Here is a 22,726-nt window from a genome sequence, read left to right as displayed (position 1 = left end):
CTGGCAGCATAGGGGGCATGAGCCCCCAGACCCGCCACACCCATCTCGACCCCCGCGCCATCTCCCTGCTGCTGCTGTGCTGCTTCCTCTGGGGCATCAACCAGGTCGCCGCCAAGGCCGCGCTGACCGAGATCACGCCGCTGTGGCAGGCGGGGCTGCGCTCGGCCGTGGCGGGCCTGCTCGTCTGGCTGTGGTCGCTGTCGCGCGGCATCAAGCTGTTCGATCGCGATGGCAGCCTGGGCGGCGGCCTGCTCGCCGGCCTGCTGTTCGCGGCCGAGTTCGCCTGCATCTTCGTGGGCCTGCAGTACACCAGCGCGTCGCGCATGGTGGTGTTCATCTACCTGTCGCCCTTCGTCGTGGCCCTGGGCATGCCGTGGATCGCGCATGGGGAGAAGCTGTCGGCCAGGCAATGGGCCGGCCTCGTGCTGGCCTTCGGCGCGGTGGCCTTTGCGTTTGCGGAAGGCTTCTCGGCACCGCACAGCCCGCGCCAGTGGTGGGGCGACGCCCTCGGCGTGGCCGCCGCCGTGCTCTGGGGCGGCACCACGCTGGCCATCCGCGCCACCAAGCTCAGCGCCGCGCCGGCCGAGAAGACGCTGCTCTACCAGCTCGGTGTGTCGGCCCTGGCGCTGTGCGCGGCGGCCGTGTTCGCCGGCGAGGCGCTGCCGCTGCACTGGTCGCCACGCCTCATCGGCCTGTTCGGCTTCCAGGCCGTCATCGTGACGTTTGCGAGCTATCTGGCCTGGTTCTGGCTGATCCGCCACTACGCGGCCACGCGGCTCGCCGTCTTCACGCTGAGCACGCCGCTCTTCGGCCTGCTGGCGGGCGCCCTGCTGCTGGGCGAGGGCATCAGCACCCGGCTCATGGTGGCGCTCGCCGCGCTGGCCGCCGGCATCGTGCTCGTCAATCGCTGATGTCGCCGGTGCGCTAGAGCCCGCAAGCCAGCCTGCATAGACTGCATGCTTCCACTCAGGAGACACCCATGATCACGCTCTGCGGCATTCCGCTCTCGAACTACTACAACAAGGCCAAGCTGGCTCTGCTGGAAAAAGGCATTCCCTTCACCGAGGAATACGTGAAGACGCATTCCCATGCCGAGGAAGTGCTGAGCTGCTCGCCGCTGGGCAAGGTGCCCTTCCTGAAGACGCCCCACGGCGCGCTGTGCGAGAGCCAGATCATCGTCGACTACCTCGAAGCCGCCTACCCCGACGCGCCCAAGCTGATCCCGGACGACCCCTGGCAGGCCGCCAAGGTGCGCGAGCTGATCACCTATGTCGACCTGCACCTGGAGCTGGTTGCGCGCGAGCTGTATGCGGAGGCCTTCTTCGGAGGCCAGGTCAGCGACGGCACCAAGAAGCGCGTGGCCCGCGTGCTGCCCGAGAACATCGCCGCCTTCAAGCGCCTGGCCAAGTTCGGCCCCTATCTGGCTGGCGACACGTTCACGATGGCCGACTGCGCCGGCTGGGTCAGCCTGCCGCTGGTGGGCATGACCACCAAGATCATCTACGGCGAAGACTTGCTGCAGGCCGGCGGTGTGGACTGGAAGCCCTACGCCAAGCTGATCGGCGAGCGCCCGCATGCCATCAAGGTCGCGGCCGACCGCAAGGCCGACCAGGAACGCTCGCTGGCGGCCAACCGCGCCTGAGACTCACCCCGCCTTGACCGCCGCCCACGCCGAGATCGAACTGAAGTTCCTTGTGCCGGCGGCATCCCGCGCGGCGCTGGCGGCGGAGCTAGCTGGGCGGGGCACACCGCGGCGCGTCTGGCTGACAGCCGCCTATCTCGACACGCCCGACTTGCGCCTGGCCCGCGCCGGCCTGGCCTGGCGCATGCGCCGCGAAGGCGGGCGCTGGGTGCAGGCCCTGAAGACGGCCGGCCGCGGCGCGCTGGAACGCTTCGAGCATGAGGTCGTGCGCCACGACGGCAGCCCCGACGCGACCGCCCACGCCGATACGGCGCCCGGCCGTGCACTGATCGAACTGCTCGGCCAGGCGAGCGCGCAGGGGCTGGACGCCAGCGTGAGCTTCCAGACCCAGGTGCGGCGGCTGACGCGGCGCGTGCGCACGCGCGGTGCCGTCGTCGACATCGCGCTGGATGAGGGCCGGCTGCTGGCCGGTGACGCCGTGCAACGCCTGCGCGAGGTCGAGTTCGAGCTGGTGTCGGGCTCACCCGTCGCGATGCTGGCGCTTGTCGAGCGCTGGCGCCAGCGCTTCGGCCTCGTCTACGACCCACGCAACAAGGCCGAGCGCGGCCATCTTCTCGCCGCTGGCTTGCCCCACCCGCCGTTGCGCAAGGCCAAGACGCCGCGCTATGCCGCGGACGCCAGTGCGACGGAGGCCTTCGGCGCCGTGCTCGACGAATGCCTGGCCCATATCGGCCACAACGCCATCGGACTGGTCGATGGCGACCCGTCGCTGTGCGTCGAGCATGTGCACCAATTGCGCGTCGGCATCCGCCGGCTGCGCAGCGCGCTGCGGGTCCACCAAGGCTGGGTAGCAGAGCCACCGACCGAACTCGTCGACGGCCTGCGCGGGCTGTTCGCGGCCCTGGGCGCGGCGCGCGACCGCGACGTGCTGGGCAGCGGCGTCGCAGCGGACCTCGCCCGCGCCGGTGCGCCCACGCTGGCCCCGCCTGCCGATGCCGAGGTGCCCGACCCCGCCGTCCTCGTGCGCGCCAGTGATACACAGCGCCTGCTGCTGGCCTGGATCGCCTGGCGCACCGGCCTGCCGCCTGTGAGTGACACGCCCGAGCCGTTGAAGCGCCTCGCGCGCCGCCGCTTGCGCCGCTGGCACAAGACCCTCGTCGAGGGTTGCAAGGCCTTCGACGAACTCGACACCGCGGCCTTGCACACGCTGCGCAAGCGCGTGAAGCGCCAGCGCTATTGCCTGGAGTTCTTCCTACCCCTGCTGCCGCGCAAGGCCACCGCGCGCCATCTGCAGGCGCTGGCCGCGGCCCAGCAGGCGTTGGGCGAAATCAACGATCTCGGCGCGGCCCGCGACGCCTATCAGGCCCGCGTGGCCACCGAGCCGGCCGCCTGGTTTGGCGTTGGCTGGCTGACCGCCCGCCTCGCAGAGGCTCGCGAGCGGGCGCGCGATGAACTGGGCCGGTTGGCGGCTGTCGAGAGGCTGCTGCGCTAGGCTGCGTGCAGCCGTTGCACTGCCAAGGGGCCCCTCCTGGAAATCATCTTCGAACTGCTCGCCGAACTGCTCTTCCAGGTCGTTGGAGAGTTCCTTGTCGAGCTGGGCCTGCACTCGCTGGCAGAACCCTTTCGCAAGCAACCCAACATCTGGGTCGCCGTGCTGGGCTATCTGCTGCTCGGAGCGCTGCTGGGTGCGCTGAGCCTGTGGATCTTCCCCAGCCACCTGACACGCGATGGCTGGCCGCGGCTGGCCAACCTCGTCGTCACGCCCGTGATCGCCGGCTTCGCCATGACGCTGATCGGCTTGTGGCGCGCGCGCCGTGGCGATGCGGTGCTGCGCATCGACCGCTTCGCCTGCGGCTATCTGTTTGCGCTGACGGTGGCCGTCGTGCGCTACAACTTCGCGAGCTGAGACGCCATGGATGCGGTTCGCTGGATCCTCATCCTCATCGCGGTCGGCACCGCCGCTGCCGCGGCGCTGTGGCTGGCGCTGAGCGGGCCGGCCGCCAGCCCGACCCCGGCGCCGCAGGCTACGACCGTGACGGCCTTGCCTTTGAATCTGCCAACAGCCGCTTCGGCGGCTTCGGCGACCAGCAGCACCACGGTGCGTGCCACGTCAGCAGCATCCACACCCTTGCCCGCGGCCAAGCCGCCGGCACTGCGCATCGGCTCCGAGGGCTATGGCCCGCACATCGATCGCGCACTCACCGGCAACGACGCGACGGCGGCCTGGGAGGCGGTGCAATGGCTGCGCAACTGCGCCTCGACCGAGCAGCGCCGCACCAGCTACGAGATGGTGCGAGCCCAGGGCGTGGCGCCCGAGATGTTGACCCAGATGATGCAGGAGGTGGACGCCGAGGCGCGGCGGTGCCAGACCGTCACGGCCCAGCACCGCGCCATGCTGCCCGAGCTGGCCTCGCGGGCCATGCGCGCCGGTGTACCCGAGGCCGGGTCGGCCTACGCGGCGGCCGTGTTCGCCGAAGACCTGACGCCAGCGCAAAGGCGCGAGGTGGCCGATGCGATGCGGCGGGACGCGCTGGCGGGCCACCCGCTGAGCCTGCTGAATGCCGCGCTGGCCAGCGAGGCCTGGGGCCTGACCGAGGCCGAGCGGCTGGCCTTCGTCTATGCCTATGGCGAACTGCCCGACCAGCCCGCCGCCAAGGGCACGCTCAAGTCGCTGGCTGAAACGGGCGCGCTGCGCTTCAAGACACCGCCCACGCCGGAGCAGCTGGCCGCCGCCAAGTTGGCGGGGCAGCAGATCCTGGAGCGCGCCCGGGCCGGCCGGCAACCCTGAGCACGCCTCAGGGCATGCCGTTGTCGACGAACTCGGCGAACCCCGGCCGGCTGCTCAGCCGCTGCATCCAGGCCTCGACAGCCGGCAGCGCCGCGCGCTCGATGGGCGCGTTCTTCCAGCGCTGGGTCGACAGGCCGAGCACCACGTCGGCCAGCGTGAATTCAGGCCCGACAACGAAGGCGCCGGTGCGCGCAAGCTGCGCGTCCAGGATGCCCATGTGCTTGTTCCAGTTCGCCACGCCGGCCGCAATGGCCTCGGGCGCCGCGGGCTGGCCGCGCACCAGGGCCATGAAGGCGACGCGCCAACTGTTGTTCAGCTCGCTGGCCTGCCAGTCCATCCACTGCTCGACCGTGGCGCGCTTCTTGGGCTCGGTGGGCAGCAGCTCGCTCGCATGGAGCTTGGCGGCGAGGTAGCGGCTGATGGCATTGCTCTCCCACAGCGTGAAGTCACCGTCGATGAGGACGGGAATCAGGCCGTTGGGGTTCATCGCCAGATAGCCCGCCTCCTGGGGCGAACGAAAGCCGGCGCCCCAGTCCTCGCGTTCGAGATCGAGGTCGAGCTGCGCGGCAGTCCACATGACCTTGCGGACGTTGATGGAAGTGAGGCGACCGAGCAGCTTCATCGTGGCAGTTGAACGAGGGATGGAGCGGGCCATTGTGTCAGCCGGACCCCGCGGCACAGCCATGCAAAATCGCGCCCTTGCTGGCCCTCTTCACCCCGACAAAGGTATCGCCATGTTCCTGAAGGTCAAGGATGTGTTGACCGCCGCCGAGATCCACGAGCTGACGCGGATTGCCGGCGGGCTCCAGTTCGTGGACGGGCGGGTATCCAACCCGCACAGCCTGGCCAAGAACAACCTGCAGGTGGACATTGCACAGCCCGACGCGGGCCGGGCCGCGCAGATCGCCGGCGAGGCCATCATGCGCAACGAGGAGATCCGCAACTTCGTGTTCCCCAAGCGCATCGCGGCGCCTCTGCTTGCCAAGTACGACCCCGGCATGACCTACGGGATGCACGCCGACGCGGCCTTCCTGCCGGTGCCCGGCGGGCCGCTGCGGTCGGACGTGTCGGGCACGCTGTGGCTGGGCGATCCCGCGGCCTACGAAGGTGGCGAGCTGCGCATCCATCTCGGGACGGAAGCCGTCACGATCAAGGGCGAGCCCGGTTCGATGATCCTCTACCCGTCGACCACGCTGCACGAGGTCACGCCGGTCAGGTCCGGCCAGCGGCTGGTGATGATCACCTTCATCGAAAGCTACATCCCGGACCAGACCCAGCGCGAACTGCTCTGGACGCTGAACGAGGTGAACGCGCTGGAGGGCTACAACATCAGCTGGGAAAACCGCACGCGGCTGAACTACATCAGCTCCAGCCTGCACCGCATGTGGTCGGCCTGAGGGGCTGGCCGTCGGCGCATCTCCCGGTGTGGCTCAGCCGAAGGCCAGCACGATGTCCCAGGACACGGCCAGCGCATCGCGCTCCTGCCTGGCTGCCGGCGTGCCGGGCCGCGAGATCAGGGTCTTGCGGTCCTCGGGCTCCTGCAGCTTGAGCAAGGGGTCGGTCTCGTTCAGGGCCTCGCCCTCGAAGTACATCTGCGTGACCAGCCGCGTGGCCTTGCCGCGCACGTCGAAGTGGATGTGCCGGGTGCGGCCGCCATAGGCGCCGGGCTGGATGGTCTTGAGCAGATAGCTGCCGTCGGGGCCGCTGCGGATACGCGCATAGCCCTGAAAGTTCGAGTCCAGCGGCGCCTTGCTGGTGTCGCCCGGGTGGCTGTAGCGCCCGGCGGCGTTGGCCTGCCAGACCTCCAGCACCGCGTTGGGAATGGGCTCACCACGCGGGTTGACCACGCGGCCACTCACATAGAGCAGTTGCCCCAGCGCACGCGCCTTGTGCCCGGCCATGAGGCTGAGGTCGAAGTCCTGGTCTTTCGGCAGGCTCAAGGGGTAGAACGGGCCGAGCGCGTCCTCGGCGGTCTCGTGGCGCAGCGGCTCGCTGCCTGAGGCTCGCGACACGCCCACCAGGGCTGCCGCGCCGCCGAGAAGGCGGCGCCGGGACAGGGCTCCGACGGGATGCTGATAGAGGTCGAGCTGGACGGCGGTCGGTGTCAGCATGGCTGAGCCTCTCAAGACGAGCGATCGGCCATCCTAGTCCTGCCGCCGCCGGCGTACATGTCAGCTCGCCGTCCGGCGCAGCCACATCCCGAACAGCAGCGCCGTCACATACATGCTGACCGAGTAGAGCGCGGCCGGCAGCGCCACCGGGAACTGCTGCAGCACGCCGAGAGCGAGATAGAGGGCCAGCGTCGAGTTGTGCACGCCGACCTCGTAGCCGATGGCGATGCACAGCGGCCGCGGTAGGCGCACCGCGCGGCCCAAGCCATAGCCGGCACCCAGGCTCAGCAGGTTGAACGCCAGCACCGCGCTACCGAGCTCGCCCGCGGCACCGAGCAGGGCCTCGCGCTCCTTGGCGATGGCCGCCACGGTCAGCACCACGAGCAGCACGGCCGACAGCACCTTCACGGGCTTCTCCAGCCGCGCAGCAAGCTCGGGCTTCGTGCGGCGCAGCACCATGCCGAGCAGCACCGGCACGGCGATGACGCCGATCACCTCGACGAGCTTCTGCCATGGCAGCGGCACAACCTGCCCACCACCGGCGTAGTGCGCAATCGCCCAGTTGGCGATCAGCGGCAGCGTGACGAGGGACAGCCCCGTGTTCAGCGCCGTCAGCGACAGGTTCATCGCGACATGCCCGCCGAACAGATGGCTGAACAGGTTGGCCGTGATGCCGCCAGGCGACGCGGCCAGCAGCATCAGGCCCACGGCGTACAGCGGCGGCAGGTTGAAAGCGGCGATGACGCCCACGCAGGCAAGCGGCAGCACGATGAGTTGCAGGCCGAGTGCCAGCACGGCGGCCAGCGGGTAGGCACGCAGGCGCCGGAAGTCGTCCAGGGTCAGCGAGAGACCCAACCCGGCCATGACGATGGCCAGCGCTGCGAGCAACGCGTTGGTGAGCACGGCAGTGGTCATGATCAATCGCGGTGGTTGCTGTTGAGACGGTCCAGCTTGCGCAGCAGCGCCGGCCAGACGAAGGCACCGCCCATGCCCCCGGTCTGCACGCGCATGGCCTCGGCGGTGCCGCGCAGGATAGCCGGGTCAACCTCGGTCAGCGCACCGCCGCCGCTCTGTGCGGCCAGCTGGATGCGGCAGGTGGCCTCGAAGGCGTGCATCGCGAGAAACGCATCGGCCACCGAGCCGCCCACGGTCAGCAGGCCGTGGTTCTTCAGCAGCAGAAAGGTGTTGGCGCCCAGGTCGGCCTGCAGGCGCGGGCCCTCGTCGGGGCGGAAGGCCACGCCCTCGTAGCCGTGCGTGCCCAGCGACGCGAGCACGAAGGTGGACTGCTGCGAGATGGGCAGCACGCCGCCCGCCTGCGCACTGACGGCCACGCCAGCGGTGGTGTGGGTGTGCAGCACGCACTGCACGTCGTGCCGCGCCGCATGCACGGCGCTGTGGATGACGAAGCCGGCCGGGTTGACGGGGTAAGGCGACTCGATGACCTTGCGGCATTCACCGTCCACCTTGACCAGGCTGCTGGCCGTGATCTCGTCGAACATCAAGCCGTAGGGGTTGATGAGGAAGTGGTGCTCGGGGCCGGGCACGCGGGCGCTGATGTGGGTGAAGACGAGATCGTCCCAGCCCATCCACGCCACGAGGCGATAGCAGGCGGCGAGGTCTTCGCGCAGCTTCCATTCCTCGGCCGATACCTGGTTGCGCAGGGTCGTCGTCATCGCGGTCTCCTTGGTTTTTGAATGACGCGATTGGGGCATGCGCGGAGCGCGGCGCTCTGCCTGAAACCCGACAATCCAGGGCATGTCCGAATCCCAAGTGCTGCGTGACAACCCCTGGTTCGCCTCGCTGCCACCGCCCTTGGCCGATGCGGTGCTGGCCGCCGGCCGCGTGCACAAGCTGGCTGCGGGCGAGGTGCTGTTCCGCCAGGGCGACGCGCCGGGCGACTGGCACGCGGTGTGCCGCGGCGCGATCAAGGCGAGCACCTTCGCCGCGGACGGCACCGAGGCCATCCTCGCCGTGCTGGAGCCCGGCAACTGGTTCGGCGAGATCTCGCTGCTGGACGGCGGGCCGCGGGTGCATGACGCCACCGCCGTCGGCGCGACGGCCGTGTTCGCCGTGTCGGCCATGGCCTTCGCACGGCTGATGCAGGACGCTGTCTTCGCGACAGCACTGGCACGGTTGATGGCGGGCCGGCTGCGCACGCTGTTCGGCGTGCTCGAGGACGCAACGCTGCGGCCGACACGTGCACGCTTGGCGCGGCGGCTGGCATTGCTGGCCCGTGGTGACGCGACGCTGGCGGCCGAGCCACGCCAGCGCATCCCGGTGTCACAAGAGGCACTGGCGATGATGCTGGGCCTGACGCGGCAGACCCTCGGCAAGGAGCTGGGTGAGCTGGCCCGCGCCGGTGCGCTGAAGCTGGGCTATCGCAGCATCGACATCGTCGATGCGGAACTGCTGGAGCGGCTGGGCACCTAGGTCACCGCCGGCCGCGCCGAAGCCCCGGCATCAAGCGGATGGCGGCTTCGGGGAATCCGGGTCAGGCGGCCAGCGGCAGCGGTGTTTCGGACTGGGTTTCTGAGAGCAGCGCCTCGATGTCGGTCAGCACGACGGTGCGGGCCTCCAGGCTGGCGATGGCCACCAGGTAGCGCTGGTCGGGCCCGCCCTTCATGCGGGGCATGGGACGGATCTGCCCGGGCGTCAGCTCGACGACGTCGTTGACGCGGTCGACCACGATGCCCATGCAGCGTTCACCCAGCGTGATGACGACGGTGACGGTGAAGGCATCCGCCTCGGCCACCGGCAGGCCCAGGCGCCGGCGCAGATCGATCAGGGGCACCACTTCGCCGCGCAGGTCGATGACGCCCAGCACGAAGTCGCGCGCACCGGCCAGCCGCGTGGGCGCCTGGAAGGAGCGGATCTCCTGCACGCAGCTCAGCGCGATGCCGTACTCCTGCCCGTCCAGCAGGAAGACCAGCGCCTTGCTCGTACCCGGCGCGTCGGCGCGGAAAACGGCAGAGGACGTGGCCGGGACGAGTTGAACGTTGCTCATCTGGAACCAGGGTTAGTACGGTGACTTCATGCTATTTGCTGAAGATGCCCCCTGGTTGCCTCATTTCATACCGTTTGCACGGATTCGCCCGCCGTCAGCGCTGGCCGGCGGCGGTGATGCAAAGGCGTCGCAGCGGCGAGGCGAGCCGGGCGCTCAGCCGCCCTCGAGCGCCGCGCGGCCGGCAGGCGTCAGCCTGGCCACCCAGCGCCCGGCGTCATCGCAGGCCAGCTGAACGAAGCCCGGCCCGCTGACGCCGCCGATGCTTGCGTCGCCCAGCGCCGTCAGCTCGCGCAGCAGCACGCTGACGCGCTCGTCCAGCCGCTTGGCCAGCCGTGTCAGCGCCACCGGCTCGCCGCCGGGCGCCAGCTCATGCAGCGTCTGCAGCAGCTGCGCTTCCATGGGGCGTCAGCACGACGGGGATGGACTTGGAGGTGGGCGTGCGCGCCACCAGCGAGAAGCTTTCCAGCGGCACGAGCGGATTGGTCTCGGGGTAGTAGCTCGCCAGGCAGCCGCGCGGGATGTCGTAGGCCACGAGCAGGAAGCGCTCGGCGTGGCGTTGCTGCACGTCGGCACCTGTCTCGCTGACGTAGAGGCTGGTGATGTCCACCCAGTCGCCGGCCTTGAGGCCCAGGTCCTTGATGTCGTCGGCGTGGATGAAGACGACGCGGCGATGACCGTAGACGCCGCGGTAGCGGTCGTCGTGACCGTAGATGGTGGTGTTGTACTGGTCGTGCGAGCGCAGCGTCGTCAGCGTGAACACGCGAACGTCGCGGTTGCGCTCGGCCACGCGCTGGGTCGCCAGGTCGGTGGGCATCGCATGCGTGCTGAATTCGGCCTTGCCGCTCGCCGTGGCCCAGACGCGCTCGCTGGCGGTGTTGCGCAGCCGGAAGCCGCCGGGCTGCTTGATCTTGTCGTTGAAGCCGGCGAAGTCGGGCAGCACGGCCTCGATCTTGTCGCGGATGGCGGCGTAGTTGCCGGCGAGTTGCAGCCAGGGCGTGCGGCTGTTCTTCAGCGTGGCCGCGGCCATATGCGCGACGAGCATGGGCTCGGACAGCAGGTGCTCGCTGGCCGGCGCGTTCATGCCGGCCGACAGATGCACCATGCTCATGGAGTCCTCCACCGTGACGCCCTGCGGCCCCGTGGCCTGCACGTCGATCTCGGTGCGGCCCAGCACCGGCAGCACCAAGGCCTTCCTGCCGTGCACGACGTGGCTGCGGTTGAACTTGGTGGTGATGTGGACGGTCAGCTCGCACTGGCGCAGCGCACGCCAGGTGGCGGCGGTGTCGGGCGTGGCCGCGGCGAAGTTGCCGCCCATCGCGATGAAGACCTTGCCCTTGCCATCGAGCATGGCCTGGATGGCACCGACGGTGTCGAAGCCGTGCTCGCGCGGCGGCTCGAAACCGAACACGGCGCCAAGCTTGTCCAGGAAGGCGGGGGAGGGCTTCTCGTAGATGCCCATGGTGCGGTCGCCCTGCACGTTGCTGTGGCCGCGCACCGGGCAGGCGCCGGCGCCGGGCCGGCCCAGGTTGCCGCGCAGCAGCAGCAGGTTGACGATCATCTGGATGGTCGCCACCGAGTGCCGGTGCTGGGTGATGCCCATGCCCCAGCAGGCGATGACGCGCTCGCTGCTGGCGTAGATGTCGGCGGCCTGCTCGATCTGGGCGCGGCTGAGGCCCGAGGCCTCGACGAGCGGCTCCCAGGGCTGCTCGCGCAGCTCGGCCACGAAGGCGTCGAAGCCACGGGTGTGCTCGGCGATGAAGCTCCGGTCCAGCACGTCGAGCTCGACGACGCGCTTGCACATGCCCTTGAGCAGCGCGAAGTCGCCGCCCACCTTGAGCTGGAAGTAGTGGCTGCTGATCGGCGAGTCGCCGAAGGTGACCATTTCCAGCTTGTCCTGCGGGTCGGCAAAGCGCTCCAGGCCGCGCTCCTTCAGCGGGTTGAAGCTGACGATGCGCGCGCCGCGCTTGCGGGCCGCGCGCAGCTCGCCCAGCATGCGCGGGTGGTTGGTGCCGGGGTTCTGGCCGAAGACGAGGATGGTGTCGGCCTGCTCGAAGTCGTGCAGCGTGACCGTGCCCTTGCCCACGCCGATGGTCGGCCGCATGCCCGAGCCGCTGGGCTCGTGGCACATGTTGGAGCAGTCGGGGAAGTTGTTGGTGCCGTACTCGCGCACGAACAGCTGGTACAGGAAGGCGGCCTCGTTGCTGGTGCGGCCCGAGGTGTAGAAGATGGCCTGGTTGGGGTCAGGCAGCGCCTGCAGTTCGGCGGCAATCAGGGCGAAGGCGGCGTCCCAGGTGGTGCGCTGGTAGCGGTCGGTCTGCGGGTCGTAGATCAGGGGCTCGGTGAGACGCCCGGTCGCTTCCAGCTCGTAGTCGGACGCCTCGGCCCACTGGGCCAGCGTCTTCGCGCCGATCACTTCGGGCGTGGCGCGCCGCGCGGTGGCCTCAGCCGCCACGGCCTTGGCGCCGTTCTCGCAGAACTCGAAGGTGGAGCGATGGTCGCGGTCGGGCCAGGCGCAGCCGGGGCAGTCGAAGCCGTCGGTCTGGTTGGCGTGCAGCAGTGTCTTGGCGCCCTTGACGGCCACGCCCTGCTCGCTCAGGTGCTTGGCCACGCTCTTCAGCGCGCCCCAGCCACCGGCCGGGCCGTCGTACAGCTCGATCTTTTGTTCGCTCATGAATCCACCCTCGGGAAGGAAAAAGCCCCGCACCGTCGGCCGGCAGCGGGGCTTCAGACTAGCAAAGCCGGGTCAGTTGAAGAACTTGCCCACGTTGATCAGGGTCTTGTAGATGCCCCAGGCCAGCGGCAGGCCCACTGCGGCCCAGGCCAGCACCACGACCACGGTCGACGTGGCGCCACCGGCGCCCGAGCCGCTGCCGACCTCTGCCGCTGCGGCGCGCTCGTGCGCCAGGCGCTTTTCCTCGGCCAGTTCGGCGTCGGTCATGAAGTACTTGTCGGCCACCGGCTTGATCAGCAGGTTGGCGATCAGGCCCACCACCAGCATGCCGACCAGGATGTACATCGTCTGGTTGTAGACCTGCTCGCGCGGCAGGCCCAGGCCGAGCTGGTAGTCGCGCATGTAGTTCACGACCACCGGGCCGAGGATGCCGGCCGTGGCCCACGCGGTCAGCAGGCGGCCGTGGATGGCGCCCACCATCTGCGTGCCGAACAGGTCGGCGAGGTAGGCCGGCACGGTCGCGAAACCGCCGCCGTACATGCTCAGGATGATGCAGATGGCACCGACGAAGAACAGCTTGTTGCCGGCCGCCGCGCTGCTCGGGATGCTGGCGTACATCAGGCCGCCGAGCAGGAAGAACACCACATAGGTCATCCTGCGGCCGAGCTTGTCGGACAGGCTCGCCCAGAAGAAGCGGCCACCGATGTTGAACAGGCTCAGGAGCGCCGTGAAGCCGGCGGCGACGCCAGCAATCGCGGCGAGTTGCACCTTGTCGAGTTCGCCGAACTTGGCGGGCACGTTGATCAGCGAGCCGCCGAACACTTCCTGCAGCATCGGGCTGGCCATGCCGATGACGCCGATGCCGGCCGACACGTTCATGCACAGCACGATCCAGACAAGCCAGAACTGCGGAATGCCCCAGACCTTCTTCACGTGCACGTGGCGCTGCGTGATCATGGTGTTGCCAGCCTGCGCGGCCGGTGCCGTCCAGCCCTTGGGCTTCCAGCCGGTGGGCGGCACGCGGTAGCCGAAGGCGCCGCCGATCATGAACACGAAGTAGAGGAGCGCCATGACGATGAAGGTCTGCGTCACGCCGACGTCGGTGGCCGTGGCGAACTTCTTCATCAGTTCTGCAGCCAGTGGCGAACCGATCATCGCGCCGCCGCCGAAGCCCATGATGGCCATGCCGGTGGCCATGCCGCGGCGGTCAGGGAACCACTTGATCAGCGTGCTGACCGGGCTGATGTAGCCCAACCCCAGCCCGATGCCGCCGATGACGCCACTGCCGAGGATCATCAGCCAGAACTGGTGCAGGTGAATGCCCAGCGCCGAGATCAGCATGCCGCCGCACCAGCACACGGCCGACACGACACCCGCCTTGCGCGGCCCGGAGCGTTCCAGCCAACCGCCCCACAGCGCGGCGGAGCAGCCCAGGAAGACGAAGAACAGCGTGTACATCCAGCCCAGCGTGGACACCTTCCAGTCGCACTGGGTGGTGAACAGCTCGGCCCAGAAGCCCACCTCGGGGCCGCATTTGATGGCTTCCTTGATGCCCAGCGCCTTGGACAGCGGCAGCCAGAACACCGAGAAGCCATAGGCCATGCCGATGCACAGGTGAATTGCGAGCGCGGCGGGCGGCACCAGCCAGCGGTTGAAACCCACACCGGCGATGGTGCGTTCCTTGTCGAGCCAGCCCGCGCTTCGGCCCGGACCGGGCACGGCGTCAATTCCCACTGAGGACATTGCTTTTCCCTTCGACGTTGTTGAAGGCCGCGGTGGCGGCGCGTTGCTTGCCCTGACGCGGGGCGCGCAAGGCGGCGCAGGATAAGGGCAGGGCAAATCCCCTGCCATGTAATGGAAATCAGGTAAACACCTAGACGGGGTGGCTCCGCAGTAACCGGTCGTTAAAGGTGTGGACAAAACCGAGCCTCGTCGGGCACCTGGGCGCGCTCTGCGCGCGGCGAGCCGTGCAAGCGCCCGCCGCGAGGAACTTATCCTCCGCCCCATGCGACGCGTACTGATCATTGACGACCACCCCGGCGTGGGCCAGGCACTGGAGCTGCTGCTGTCCCTGCACGACATCGAAGCCAGCGTTGCGACCCGCCCCGACGAGGGCCTGGTGCTCCTGGAGAAGCACGCCTTCGGCCTCGTCATCCAGGACATGAACTTCACGGCCGACACGACCTCGGGCCACGAGGGCGAGCAGCTCTTCCGTGCCATCCGCGCCAAGCGCCCAGACCTGCCGGTCATCCTGTTGACGGCCTGGACGCGGCTGGACGCCGCCGTCGCCCTCGTCAAGGCCGGCGCGGCCGACTACCTGGCCAAGCCCTGGGACGACGCCAAGCTGCTGGCGACCGTGGAGAACCTGCTGGAACTGGGCGAGGCCAACCGCGAGATCGCACGGCTGCGCGAGGCCCGGGCCGCGCGGCGGGCCGCGCTGGCAAGGCAGCACAACCTCGCCGGCCTCGTCTTCGGCTCGGATGCGATGGCCAACCTGCTGGAGCTGGCCGGCCAGATCGCCGCGGCGCCGGTGCCGGTGCTGATCACCGGGCCGAACGGCGCGGGCAAGGAGCGCATCGCGGCCTTCGTGCACGCGAACTCGGCCGCGCGCGACGGGCCTTTTGTCGCACTGAACTGCGGCGCGCTGCCGGCCGACCTGATCGAGGCCGAGCTCTTCGGCAGCGACAGCGGCGCCTACACCGGCGCGGCCAAGGCACGCGTCGGCCGCTTCGAGGCGGCGGACGGCGGCACGCTCTTTCTCGACGAGATCGGCAACCTGCCGCTGGCCGGCCAGGTCAAGCTGCTGCGGGTGCTGGAAACCGGGCAGTTCGAGCGCCTGGGCTCCAGCAAGACGCGCCAGACCCGCGTGCGCGTGCTGTCGGCCACCAACGCCGACCTGCGCGCGATGGTCAAGACGGGCGCCTTCCGCGAGGACTTGTTCTACCGCCTCAACCTCATCGAGCTGAAGCTCCCGCCGCTGGCCGAGCGCCGCGACGACGTGCTGCCGCTGGCCGAGCACTTCCTGGCCGCCCGCGCACGCCTGAGCGACGCGGCCCGCGAGGCGTTGCTGGCCCACCGCTGGCCGGGCAATGTGCGCGAGCTGAAGAACGCCGTCGAACGCGCGGCGCTGCTGTGCCAGGGCGGCGAGATCACGCCGGCGCTGCTGGGGCTGGAGGAGGCCAATGCCAGCGGCGCCGGTGGCGCCTGGCGCAACCTCGACGAACCCAGCCGCGACACCGTCGTCGCCGCGCTGGCCGCAGCGGGTGGCGTCGTCAGCCGTGCGGCGACGCAGCTCGGGTTGTCGCGCCAGGCGCTGTACCGGCGGCTGGAGCGTTACGGGATCGAACCCTGATGACCGCGCATCTGTCACTGCGCACCCGCGCGCTGCTGGCACTCGGCGCAGCGGCCGTGGTGCCGCCACTGGTCATCCTGGGCGTGCGCCGCGCCGGGCTGGATGCAGGCGTGGCTCTTGCCGTGGCCGTGCTCGTCATGCTGCCGCTGGTCGGCTGGCTGGCGGCCTTCTGGCTGGCGCCGCTGCTGCGGCTGACGCGGGCGCTGGAAGGTGCCGTGCTGAGCTACCGCGACGGCGACTTCAGCCTCAACCTCGTGCCCGACGGACCGCGCGAGCTGGTCCAGCTGACGCGCCTGCACGCCGAACTGGGCACGGCCCTGCGCGAGCAGCGCCAACACCTGGCCCAGCGCGAGCTGCTGCTGGACACCGTCGTGCAGAACACGCCGGTCGCCCTGGTGCTGACCTCCGCGAGCGAGCGCATCACCATCGCCAATCTCGCCGCGCGCCAGTTGCTGGGCGACGGCCGCAGCCTGACCGGGCTGGACTTCGCCACCGTCATCGCCTCGCTGCCGGAGACGCTGCGCGAGGCGCTGGCCGGCGACGGCGACCGGCTCTTCGCCGTGACGCTGCCCGACGGCTCGGAGGAGACCTTCCACCACAGCACCCGGTCGTTCCGGCTGCAGGGCCAGCCCCACCGCCTGCGGCTGCTGCGGCGCATGACGCGAGAGTTGTCACGGGCCGAGGTGGCGACGTGGAAACGCGTCATCCGCGTGCTCAGCCACGAACTGAACAACTCGCTGGCGCCGATCTCGTCGCTGGCCCACAGCGGCGCCGAACTGGCGCGGCGCGGCAACATCGAGCGGCTGCCCCAGGTGCTGGCCAGCATCGGCGAGCGTGCGGCGCACCTGCACGGTTTCCTGAGCGGCTATGCGCGCTTCGCCAAGCTGCCCGCACCGCGCCGCGAGGCGGTGGACTGGCCGCCCTTCCTCGCCCGGCTGGCCGCGCTGGGCGAATTCCGCGTCGACGGCGCCGTGCCCGAGCAGCCCGGCTGGTTCGACCCGGCCCAGCTCGAGCAGGCCCTGCTGAATCTGATCAAGAACGCCCACGAGTCGGGCAGCGACCCCGATGACGTGGCATTGCGCCTGCGCCTGCTGGGCGGCGAGCTGCGCATCGAGGTGCTGGACCGCGGCCCGGGCATGAGCGAGGTGGTGCTGGCCCAGGCCCTGCTGCCCTTCTATTCCACCAAGCGCTCCGAGCCCGGCTCAAAAGGTGAGGGCCAGGGCGGCACGGGCCTGGGCCTGGCGCTGGCGCGCGAGATTGCCGAGGCCCATGACGGCCATATCGCGCTGGCCAATCGCGACAACGGCGGGCTCCGCGTGACGATCCGGCTGCCTATGCCCGCCACCGCGGCCGTCCTGACGAATGGGGATGGCAAGCCTGGCAATTCGTGACAGACTGCACGAATTGTTTCAACGGGCCAGCGTTGGCTTGTTGCACCGGGAGTCGTGTCATGTCGCTTCGCATGTCCTTTCGAGCCCTGGCCATTTTGGGCCTCTCGTCCCTTGCTTTCAGCGCCCAGGCGCAATCGCAATTCCGCGTCTACAGCGAGGCCTACGGCGGTTACTACAACTACGTCCAGACGACGAGCCCCGTCTTCGGCCTGGACGCCGGCGGCAACCCGAACACCGTCTACGGCACCGTCTATTACGGTTACGACTCCAAGAGCGCCGCCGCCTATGACCAGACCACGCCGCTGCCCAACGTGACAGCCGGCGGCGTCTGGGCAGGCGATGCCAGCCAAAACATGACGACCGTGACCAGCAATGCCTACGGCATGACGGACTGGGGCAGCAACCATGCCAGCGCCTCGCTGTCGGGCTACACCCAGGTCAACCAGAGCTACAACGGCCAGTTCGTCGTCGGCCCCAACAGCTGGCCCATGCATGTGGACAGCAGCAACTACACCTACTCGACCGGGCGCTCGATCTGGGAGGAGCTCTACCAGATCGGTGGCGGCACCGGCACCGGCCAGTTCACCGGCACCATCCACATCGACGGGACGCTGGCCGCCACCGCGGGCAGCGGTAACGCCTCCATCGACTGGTCGCTGAAGACCTTCTCCAACCAGCTGGTCGCTTCCGTCTACGCCTACTACGACGCTGGCGCCGATACCTGGAACATGGATGTCTACAGCAACGGCCAATGGACGAACACCAACGGCACCGGCACGCTGACGATCAACGAGGACGTCATCGGCGGCTACAGCTTCACCTACGGCGCGGCGCTGTATCTGAAGTCCGAGCTGAACACCAGCGTCAGCGGCAATGGCAATGCCGACTTCTCCAACACCGTGCAGTTCACCGGCATGAAGCTGCCGCAGGGCTCGTCGGTCTATGTGCTGTCCGGCGCCAGCGCGGCGGACTACGGCATCAGCTTTACCGGCAACGGCAGCGGCACCATCTGCCAGAACCTGGCCTGCGCGACTGGTGGCGGCCTGCCCATCCCCGAGCCCGAGACCTACGCGCTGCTGCTGTCGGGTCTGGGCGTCATCGCCTGGGTGGCGCGGCGCCGCAGCCGCCGCTGATCGCATCAACAAGGCAGCCGGGATGACGCGCGCGACGCGGCCGCCGTTCGCGCCATAGCGCTCGGCCAGCGGCGACATATTGCCGGCGACCGGCAACGCAAGGAACGGGAAGGCCGTGGCGAGAACGGCGAGTATCGGCACGCATCGGCATCGAGGCTTGTGAGCGAATGCGCGGACAGGCCCGGTTTGTAACAACGGGGGGTGGCAGCCCCCTGGGGTGACCCCTAATATGCCGCGCCATGCGCATGCCCAACCTGTCACTGCCGCCGCCGGCCGCCGCCGCTCCGCTGGAGGAAGGCCAGGCCCTGGGTGTGTGGCGGCTGATCCGCCCGCTGCCCGACGGCGAGCAGGCGCACGCAGGCCAGTGGTACAGCGCCCACCATGCGCTGGCCACCGAGCAGCAGTCCGCCGTCCTCGTGCTGGACCGCAGCGACCAGGGCGCTGGCGTCATGCTGCGCTATGCCGACCAGGCGGGCGACCTCGGCAAACTGCAGCACCCGCACATCGCCGTGCCCAGCGACAGCGGCGTGACGCCCGATGCCCACCCATACCTGATCGTTGAAGGCACGCATGGCGAGCCGCTGCTGCCCCGGCTGCACACCTTGCGCCTGCGCGAGCGCGTCGAGCTCCTCGTGCAACTCTGCGAGGCGCTGCGTTCGGCCCACCAGCAGGGCTGGCTGCTGGCCGAGATCGACCCCGCCATGATCTGGCTCGACCCGGCCGGCGACGTGCGCCTGATGGGCCTGGGCCTGACCAAGATCCCCGACCCGACCGACCCCTTCGACCGCGGCCTGAGCCTCGGCGCCTCGCCCGCCTTCGTCGCACCGGAGCGCCGCAACGGCGAGCCGCCCACGCTGGCCAGCGAGGTCTACGGCCTGGGGGCGTTGGCGCGCGTCTTCGTTTGCGGCTGGGAGGACACGCCCAAGGGCCTGGCCCCGCTGCGCGGCAGTGCCGCCGATCAGTGGCCGATGATGAAAGAAGCCCAGCAGATCAAGCTCGACACGCTGCTGCGCTCAGCCATGGCCGAGTCGCCCGAGCTGCGCACGCGCGGCGCCGAGAGCCTGGCCGATGAACTGCGCGAGTGGCTGGGCCTGAGCCCGCGCAGCACCACGGCGCCTGCCGAACTGAAAGAGCCCAAGCCGACGGCCTGGTGGAAGCGCTGGCTATGGCTGGGCGCCGCAGCCGGCCTCGGGCTGCTGGCCATGGCGGCGCGCGTTTCCGAACCCGCACAGCCAACCGCCAGCTCGCACAGCCAGTCAGCCGGCTGAGCGCACGACCGGGGCGCCGATCGGCGCGCGCCGTGGGGATTGTTTGGGGATGCGCCGCGCGCACGCCTCGGCAACAATGCGAGACCCAACCCCGGAGGTTCCCATGGCACGTTCGCTGCGCGCGACGCTGATCGCCACCTGCACCGCCCTGCTCGTCGTCGCGCCCGCCGCCTCGGCTGCTGGCTTCGCAACCGATGCCGAGGGCTGGACAACCACCAACGGCGGTGTCCAGACCTGGGTGGCCACCGGCGGCAACGGTGGCGGCTGGCTGCGCGTGGCCGACGACACCAGCGACGACTTCCTGCTGAACGCCCCTGCGGCCTGGCTGGGCAACTGGTCGGGCCTGCTCGGTGGCACGCTGTCCTTCGACGCGCTGAACGCCAACGGTGAGTCGCCCGACTGGGCGCCCTTCGGCGAGGTGATCATCACCGGCGCCGCAGGCAGCGTCGTCCTCGACGCCGTGGCGGCTAACAACCCGCCGGCCGACGGCCTGTGGCATCACTACAGCGTGTCGCTGTCGCCTGCCGCCGGCTGGAGCGGCAGCGCCTCGCTGGCCGCCGTGCTGGCCAACGTGACCAGCCTGACCATCAAGGGTGAGTTCCACGCGGGCGTGTCCGAGGTCGTCGGCCTGGACAACATCGAAGTCACCGCGGTGCCTGAACCGGCGAATGCGGCCCTGCTGCTGGCCGGGCTGGGCCTGCTGGCCGGCCTGCGGCGCAAGCGCTGATGGCTGCCGTCGGCGCCACACCCGCCCCCGCCGGCCTGATCGGCCTCGGCGAACTCAAGCTCAATCTGCCGGCCACGCGGCTGCAGTGGCTGGCCCTGGTGGCCGGCCTCGGCCTGGGGCTGATCGGCGCCGAGCTGGCCTGGCACCACCCGCTGTCCGGCCCGCTGGCGCTGGCGGCCTGGGGCGTCGCCGTGCTGCTGGCGGCGCTGTTCTGGGTCAAGACGCCGGTGCTGCTGTTCGCGCCGCTGCCGCTCATCGGCCTGGCGCCGTGGACGGGCTGGATCAGCTTCGAGGAAATGGACCTGCTCGTCACGGCCTGCGGCTGCGGCGGCTACCTGGCCTATGCGCTGCAGCTGAACGCCCGCGACCGCGCGCCGGCCTGGCGCCATGCCCTCGTCTACTCGCCGGTCGTGGTCGTCCTCATCATCGCGCTGGCGCTGTCGGCGGCCTGGAGCGTGAAGCGCGGCTTTGCCGATGCCGGTGGCTTTGCCTTCGGCTGGTTCCACGGTTACCACGAGGCCATGAACTCGGTGCGCAACGCCAAGGCCATCTTCCTTGTGCTGGCCCTGCTGCCGCTGTGGACGGCCGCCGCCGCCGCGCGCCCGCGCGGCTTCTCCCGCGGCCTGATGCTCGGCCTGGTGCTGGCCCTGGCCGGCGGCAGCGCGGCAGCGCTTTGGGAGCGCCTGGCCTACACCGGCCTGCTGGACTTCTCCACCGACTACCGCACGACGGCGCTGTTCTGGGAAATGCACGTCGGCGGCGCGGCGCTGGACGGCTTCCTCGTGCTGACCCTGCCCTTCGCGCTGCTGGCCCTGCTGCGCACGCGCTCGCCGTGGCGCTTCGCGGTCGGCATGCTCATCGCATTGCTGGCGGCCTATGCCTGCCTCACCACCTTCTCGCGTGGCGTCTACCTGGCCTTGCCGCTGGCGCTGATCCCCATGGTGCTGCTGGCCGATGCGCAGCGCCGCCGTGCCGTGACCTCGGGACCGGAGAGCAGCCATATCGACAGCACGCTGGGTGCCGTTGACGAACCGCTGCCGCGCCTGGCCAAGATCGGCGCCCTGGCCATGGCCGGCGCCTTCGCGCTGGCGGCGGCCCTCGTCTTCGGCGGCGGTGGCTACCGCGGCCTGCTGGCGTTGTTCTTCGTGCTGGTCATCCTGCTGACGATGCCGGCCAGCCTCTGGCGGCCGAGCCTGGGCCAACGGCTGACGGCCCTGATCATGGGCGGCCTGCTCGCCTTGCTGTTGGGCGGCGCGAGCTGGGCGCTGTCCATGGCCGTGCCCAAGGCGGCTTATGTGCTCAACGTCGTCGCGCTGCTGTGCTGTGCGCTGCTGCGCTGGCGCGACGAACCCGGCCAGGCCCGGCCCATCTATGTGCTGCTGGTGTCGACGGCCTGGTTCTGGCTGCTGGCCACCATGGTCATCGTGGCCGACTACTGGGGCGGCACTGCGGGCCGCTGGACGGCGCTGGCCGCCGGCTTCGCCCTGGCCGGCGTCTGGGCCGTGATGCTGCTGGAGCCGCGCCTGTGGCCGCTGCAGGGAGCCGGCAGTACCGGCAAGGCCGGGTGGCGCAAACGCGCCCTGCTCGTGGCCGGGCTGCTGCTGGTGATGGCCATCGTCGCGGCCCTGGGTGGCGGCGGCTATCTGCGCGACCGCGTTGCGACGTGGAAGGAAGATGGCCAGACCCGCCTGACCCATTGGCGCGAGAGCCTGCAGCTGCTGCACGGCGGGCGCCAATGGCTGCTGGGCAAGGGCGCGGGGCGTTTCGTGCCGAGCAATTTCTATGAAAGCCCGTTGAGCAGCCAGGTCGGCGACTACCGGCTGCGCACGGACGAGGCCGAGGCCTATCTCGCACTGGCCGCCGGCAAGCATCTGCTGGGCCACGGCGAGCAGTTGCGCGTCAGCCAGCGCATCTCTACGCCTGTGCCCGGCCCGGCAACGGTGCAGATCGTCGCCCGCACGGCCACAGACGCCAACCTGATGATGCAGGTCTGCGAGAGGAACCTGATCTATCCGGACAACTGCAGCACCCACGAAGCCCTGCTCAAGCCCTTCAGGCCGGACACACCCTCCGACGGCACTGCCGACGCCACCACGCCCGCAGCCCCGGCTACCGGCATGGGCAGCTGGCAGACCAGCCAGTTCAAGCTCGGCCCGGTGCCCGCCATGGGCGGCGACTGGTGGGCGCCGCGCTTCGTGACCTTCTCGATGGCCCTGGACACGCGCGGCGCGCGCGTCGACATCAGCCGCGTCGCCCTGCAGGACGCCCAGGGTCGCCAGTTGCTGCGCAACGGCGACTTCAACCGCGAGATGGCGCACTGGTTCTTCTCCAGCGACCGCCACCACCTGCCCTGGCACATCAAGAACGCGGCCCTGCATGTGCTGTTCGAGCAAGGGCTGGTGGGCCTGGCGCTGCTGGGCGGCGCCTATCTGCTGACGCTGGTGCGCCTGTCATTCGGCCGCGGCCGCGACCATCCGCTGGCGCCGGCCATCGTTGCCGCACTGATCGGCTTCGGTGCCGTCGGCGCTTTCGACAGCCTGCTGGACGCACCGCGCATCGGCTTCATCTTCTTCACGCTGCTGCTGCTGGGGCTGGGACTGAGGGCTTTGCCGGGAGAGGGTGTGGCGCGGGTGGCATGA

At 69.8% G+C, this 22,726-nt stretch carries 21 protein-coding genes; 13 read left to right on the top strand and 8 right to left on the bottom strand.

The genetic code is table 11. From position 1 onward, the window contains the following. Positions 1-17: 17 nt before the first annotated feature. The 5 genes from AC07V5_RS07080 (at position 18) to AC07V5_RS07060 (ending at position 4,430) form a co-directional block, all read left to right on the top strand. A complete protein-coding gene (locus AC07V5_RS07080; RefSeq protein ID WP_495114928.1) occupies positions 18-911 on the top strand; it encodes a DMT family transporter in 894 nt (297 codons plus the stop codon). A 68-nt stretch (positions 912-979) separates the two neighbouring features. Further along, a complete protein-coding gene (locus AC07V5_RS07075; protein WP_495114927.1) occupies positions 980-1,642 on the top strand; it encodes a glutathione S-transferase family protein in 663 nt (220 codons plus the stop codon). Positions 1,643-1,655: 13 nt separating this feature from the next. Next, a complete protein-coding gene (locus AC07V5_RS07070) occupies positions 1,656-3,134 on the top strand; it encodes a CYTH and CHAD domain-containing protein (RefSeq protein WP_495114926.1) in 1,479 nt (492 codons plus the stop codon). Positions 3,135-3,293: 159 nt separating this feature from the next. Further along, entirely contained in the window at positions 3,294-3,548 is a 255-nt protein-coding gene (locus AC07V5_RS07065) for a hypothetical protein (RefSeq protein WP_495114925.1), read from the top strand. A 6-nt stretch (positions 3,549-3,554) separates the two neighbouring features. Beyond that, complete coding sequence (locus AC07V5_RS07060; protein WP_495114924.1) at positions 3,555-4,430, top strand: hypothetical protein; 876 nt, start codon at positions 3,555-3,557, stop codon at positions 4,428-4,430. A gap of 7 nt (positions 4,431-4,437) precedes the next feature. Here the strand turns inward: AC07V5_RS07060 and AC07V5_RS07055 are convergent, their stop codons facing one another. Next, complete coding sequence (locus AC07V5_RS07055) at positions 4,438-5,052, bottom strand: glutathione S-transferase family protein (protein ID WP_495114923.1); 615 nt, start codon at positions 5,050-5,052, stop codon at positions 4,438-4,440. 112 nt (positions 5,053-5,164) lie between these two features. Between AC07V5_RS07055 and AC07V5_RS07050 the strand changes: the two genes are divergently transcribed. Then, the gene (locus AC07V5_RS07050) at positions 5,165-5,827 is read left to right on the top strand and encodes a Fe2+-dependent dioxygenase (RefSeq protein ID WP_495114922.1); all 663 of its coding nucleotides are present in this window, start codon (positions 5,165-5,167) and stop codon (positions 5,825-5,827) included. 33 nt (positions 5,828-5,860) lie between these two features. On the opposite strand, the gene AC07V5_RS07045 is transcribed toward AC07V5_RS07050, so the two are convergent. Genes AC07V5_RS07045 through AC07V5_RS07035 form a run of 3 tightly spaced genes read right to left on the bottom strand, consistent with a single transcriptional unit; the run spans position 5,861 to position 8,214 of the window. Then, on the bottom strand, positions 5,861-6,541 hold the full coding sequence (locus AC07V5_RS07045) for a dioxygenase family protein (protein WP_495114921.1): 681 nt from the start codon (positions 6,539-6,541) through the stop codon (positions 5,861-5,863). 60 nt (positions 6,542-6,601) lie between these two features. Continuing rightward, on the bottom strand, positions 6,602-7,456 hold the full coding sequence (locus AC07V5_RS07040) for a bile acid:sodium symporter family protein (protein ID WP_495114920.1): 855 nt from the start codon (positions 7,454-7,456) through the stop codon (positions 6,602-6,604). A gap of 2 nt (positions 7,457-7,458) precedes the next feature. After that, positions 7,459-8,214: a class II aldolase/adducin family protein gene (locus tag AC07V5_RS07035; protein WP_495114919.1), complete on the bottom strand. Its 756-nt coding sequence runs from the start codon at positions 8,212-8,214 to the stop codon at positions 7,459-7,461. An 82-nt stretch (positions 8,215-8,296) separates the two neighbouring features. Here AC07V5_RS07035 and AC07V5_RS07030 point away from each other — a divergent pair, with 82 nt between their 5' ends. Next, positions 8,297-8,971, top strand: a complete 675-nt coding sequence (locus tag AC07V5_RS07030) for a Crp/Fnr family transcriptional regulator (protein ID WP_495114918.1) — start codon at positions 8,297-8,299, stop codon at positions 8,969-8,971. 61 nt (positions 8,972-9,032) lie between these two features. Here the strand turns inward: AC07V5_RS07030 and AC07V5_RS07025 are convergent, their stop codons facing one another. The 4 genes from AC07V5_RS07025 to AC07V5_RS07010 form a co-directional block, all read right to left on the bottom strand. Further along, positions 9,033-9,545 carry a chemotaxis protein CheW gene (locus AC07V5_RS07025; RefSeq protein WP_495114917.1) on the bottom strand — a complete coding sequence of 171 codons (513 nt, stop codon included), beginning with the start codon at positions 9,543-9,545 and terminating at the stop codon, positions 9,033-9,035. A gap of 153 nt (positions 9,546-9,698) precedes the next feature. Further along, positions 9,699-9,944 carry a hypothetical protein gene (locus AC07V5_RS07020; protein ID WP_495114916.1) on the bottom strand — a complete coding sequence of 82 codons (246 nt, stop codon included), beginning with the start codon at positions 9,942-9,944 and terminating at the stop codon, positions 9,699-9,701. Further along, the gene (locus AC07V5_RS07015; protein ID WP_495114915.1) at positions 9,913-12,216 is read right to left on the bottom strand and encodes an FdhF/YdeP family oxidoreductase; all 2,304 of its coding nucleotides are present in this window, start codon (positions 12,214-12,216) and stop codon (positions 9,913-9,915) included. Before AC07V5_RS07015 ends, AC07V5_RS07020 begins: the two co-directional genes overlap by 32 nt. 72 nt (positions 12,217-12,288) lie before the next feature. Then, complete coding sequence (locus AC07V5_RS07010; RefSeq protein WP_495114914.1) at positions 12,289-13,959, bottom strand: OFA family MFS transporter; 1,671 nt, start codon at positions 13,957-13,959, stop codon at positions 12,289-12,291. 262 nt (positions 13,960-14,221) lie between these two features. Between AC07V5_RS07010 and AC07V5_RS07005 the strand changes: the two genes are divergently transcribed. From AC07V5_RS07005 to AC07V5_RS06980, 6 genes are all read left to right on the top strand, one after another. Further along, positions 14,222-15,568 (top strand): sigma-54-dependent transcriptional regulator, encoded by a 1,347-nt coding sequence (locus AC07V5_RS07005; RefSeq protein ID WP_495114913.1) that lies wholly within the window; start codon positions 14,222-14,224, stop codon positions 15,566-15,568. Continuing rightward, the gene (locus tag AC07V5_RS07000; RefSeq protein ID WP_495114912.1) at positions 15,568-16,959 is read left to right on the top strand and encodes a sensor histidine kinase; all 1,392 of its coding nucleotides are present in this window, start codon (positions 15,568-15,570) and stop codon (positions 16,957-16,959) included. Before AC07V5_RS07005 ends, AC07V5_RS07000 begins: the two co-directional genes overlap by 1 nt. Positions 16,960-17,030: 71 nt before the next feature. Continuing rightward, positions 17,031-18,092 carry a PEP-CTERM sorting domain-containing protein gene (locus AC07V5_RS06995; protein WP_495114911.1) on the top strand — a complete coding sequence of 354 codons (1,062 nt, stop codon included), beginning with the start codon at positions 17,031-17,033 and terminating at the stop codon, positions 18,090-18,092. 239 nt (positions 18,093-18,331) lie between these two features. Beyond that, positions 18,332-19,360: a serine/threonine-protein kinase gene (locus tag AC07V5_RS06990; protein ID WP_495114910.1), complete on the top strand. Its 1,029-nt coding sequence runs from the start codon at positions 18,332-18,334 to the stop codon at positions 19,358-19,360. Positions 19,361-19,463: 103 nt separating this feature from the next. Further along, positions 19,464-20,087: a laminin B domain-containing protein gene (locus AC07V5_RS06985; RefSeq protein WP_495114909.1), complete on the top strand. Its 624-nt coding sequence runs from the start codon at positions 19,464-19,466 to the stop codon at positions 20,085-20,087. Next, on the top strand, positions 20,087-22,726 hold the full coding sequence (locus tag AC07V5_RS06980) for a hypothetical protein (protein ID WP_495114908.1): 2,640 nt from the start codon (positions 20,087-20,089) through the stop codon (positions 22,724-22,726). The genes AC07V5_RS06985 and AC07V5_RS06980 overlap by 1 nt, the downstream gene beginning before the upstream one ends.

This window comes from Roseateles sp. GW821-FHT02E12 (assembly GCF_059421665.1).
Note: the sequence above shows the minus strand (reverse complement) of the source record. Positions and strands in the feature narration are given on the sequence as shown.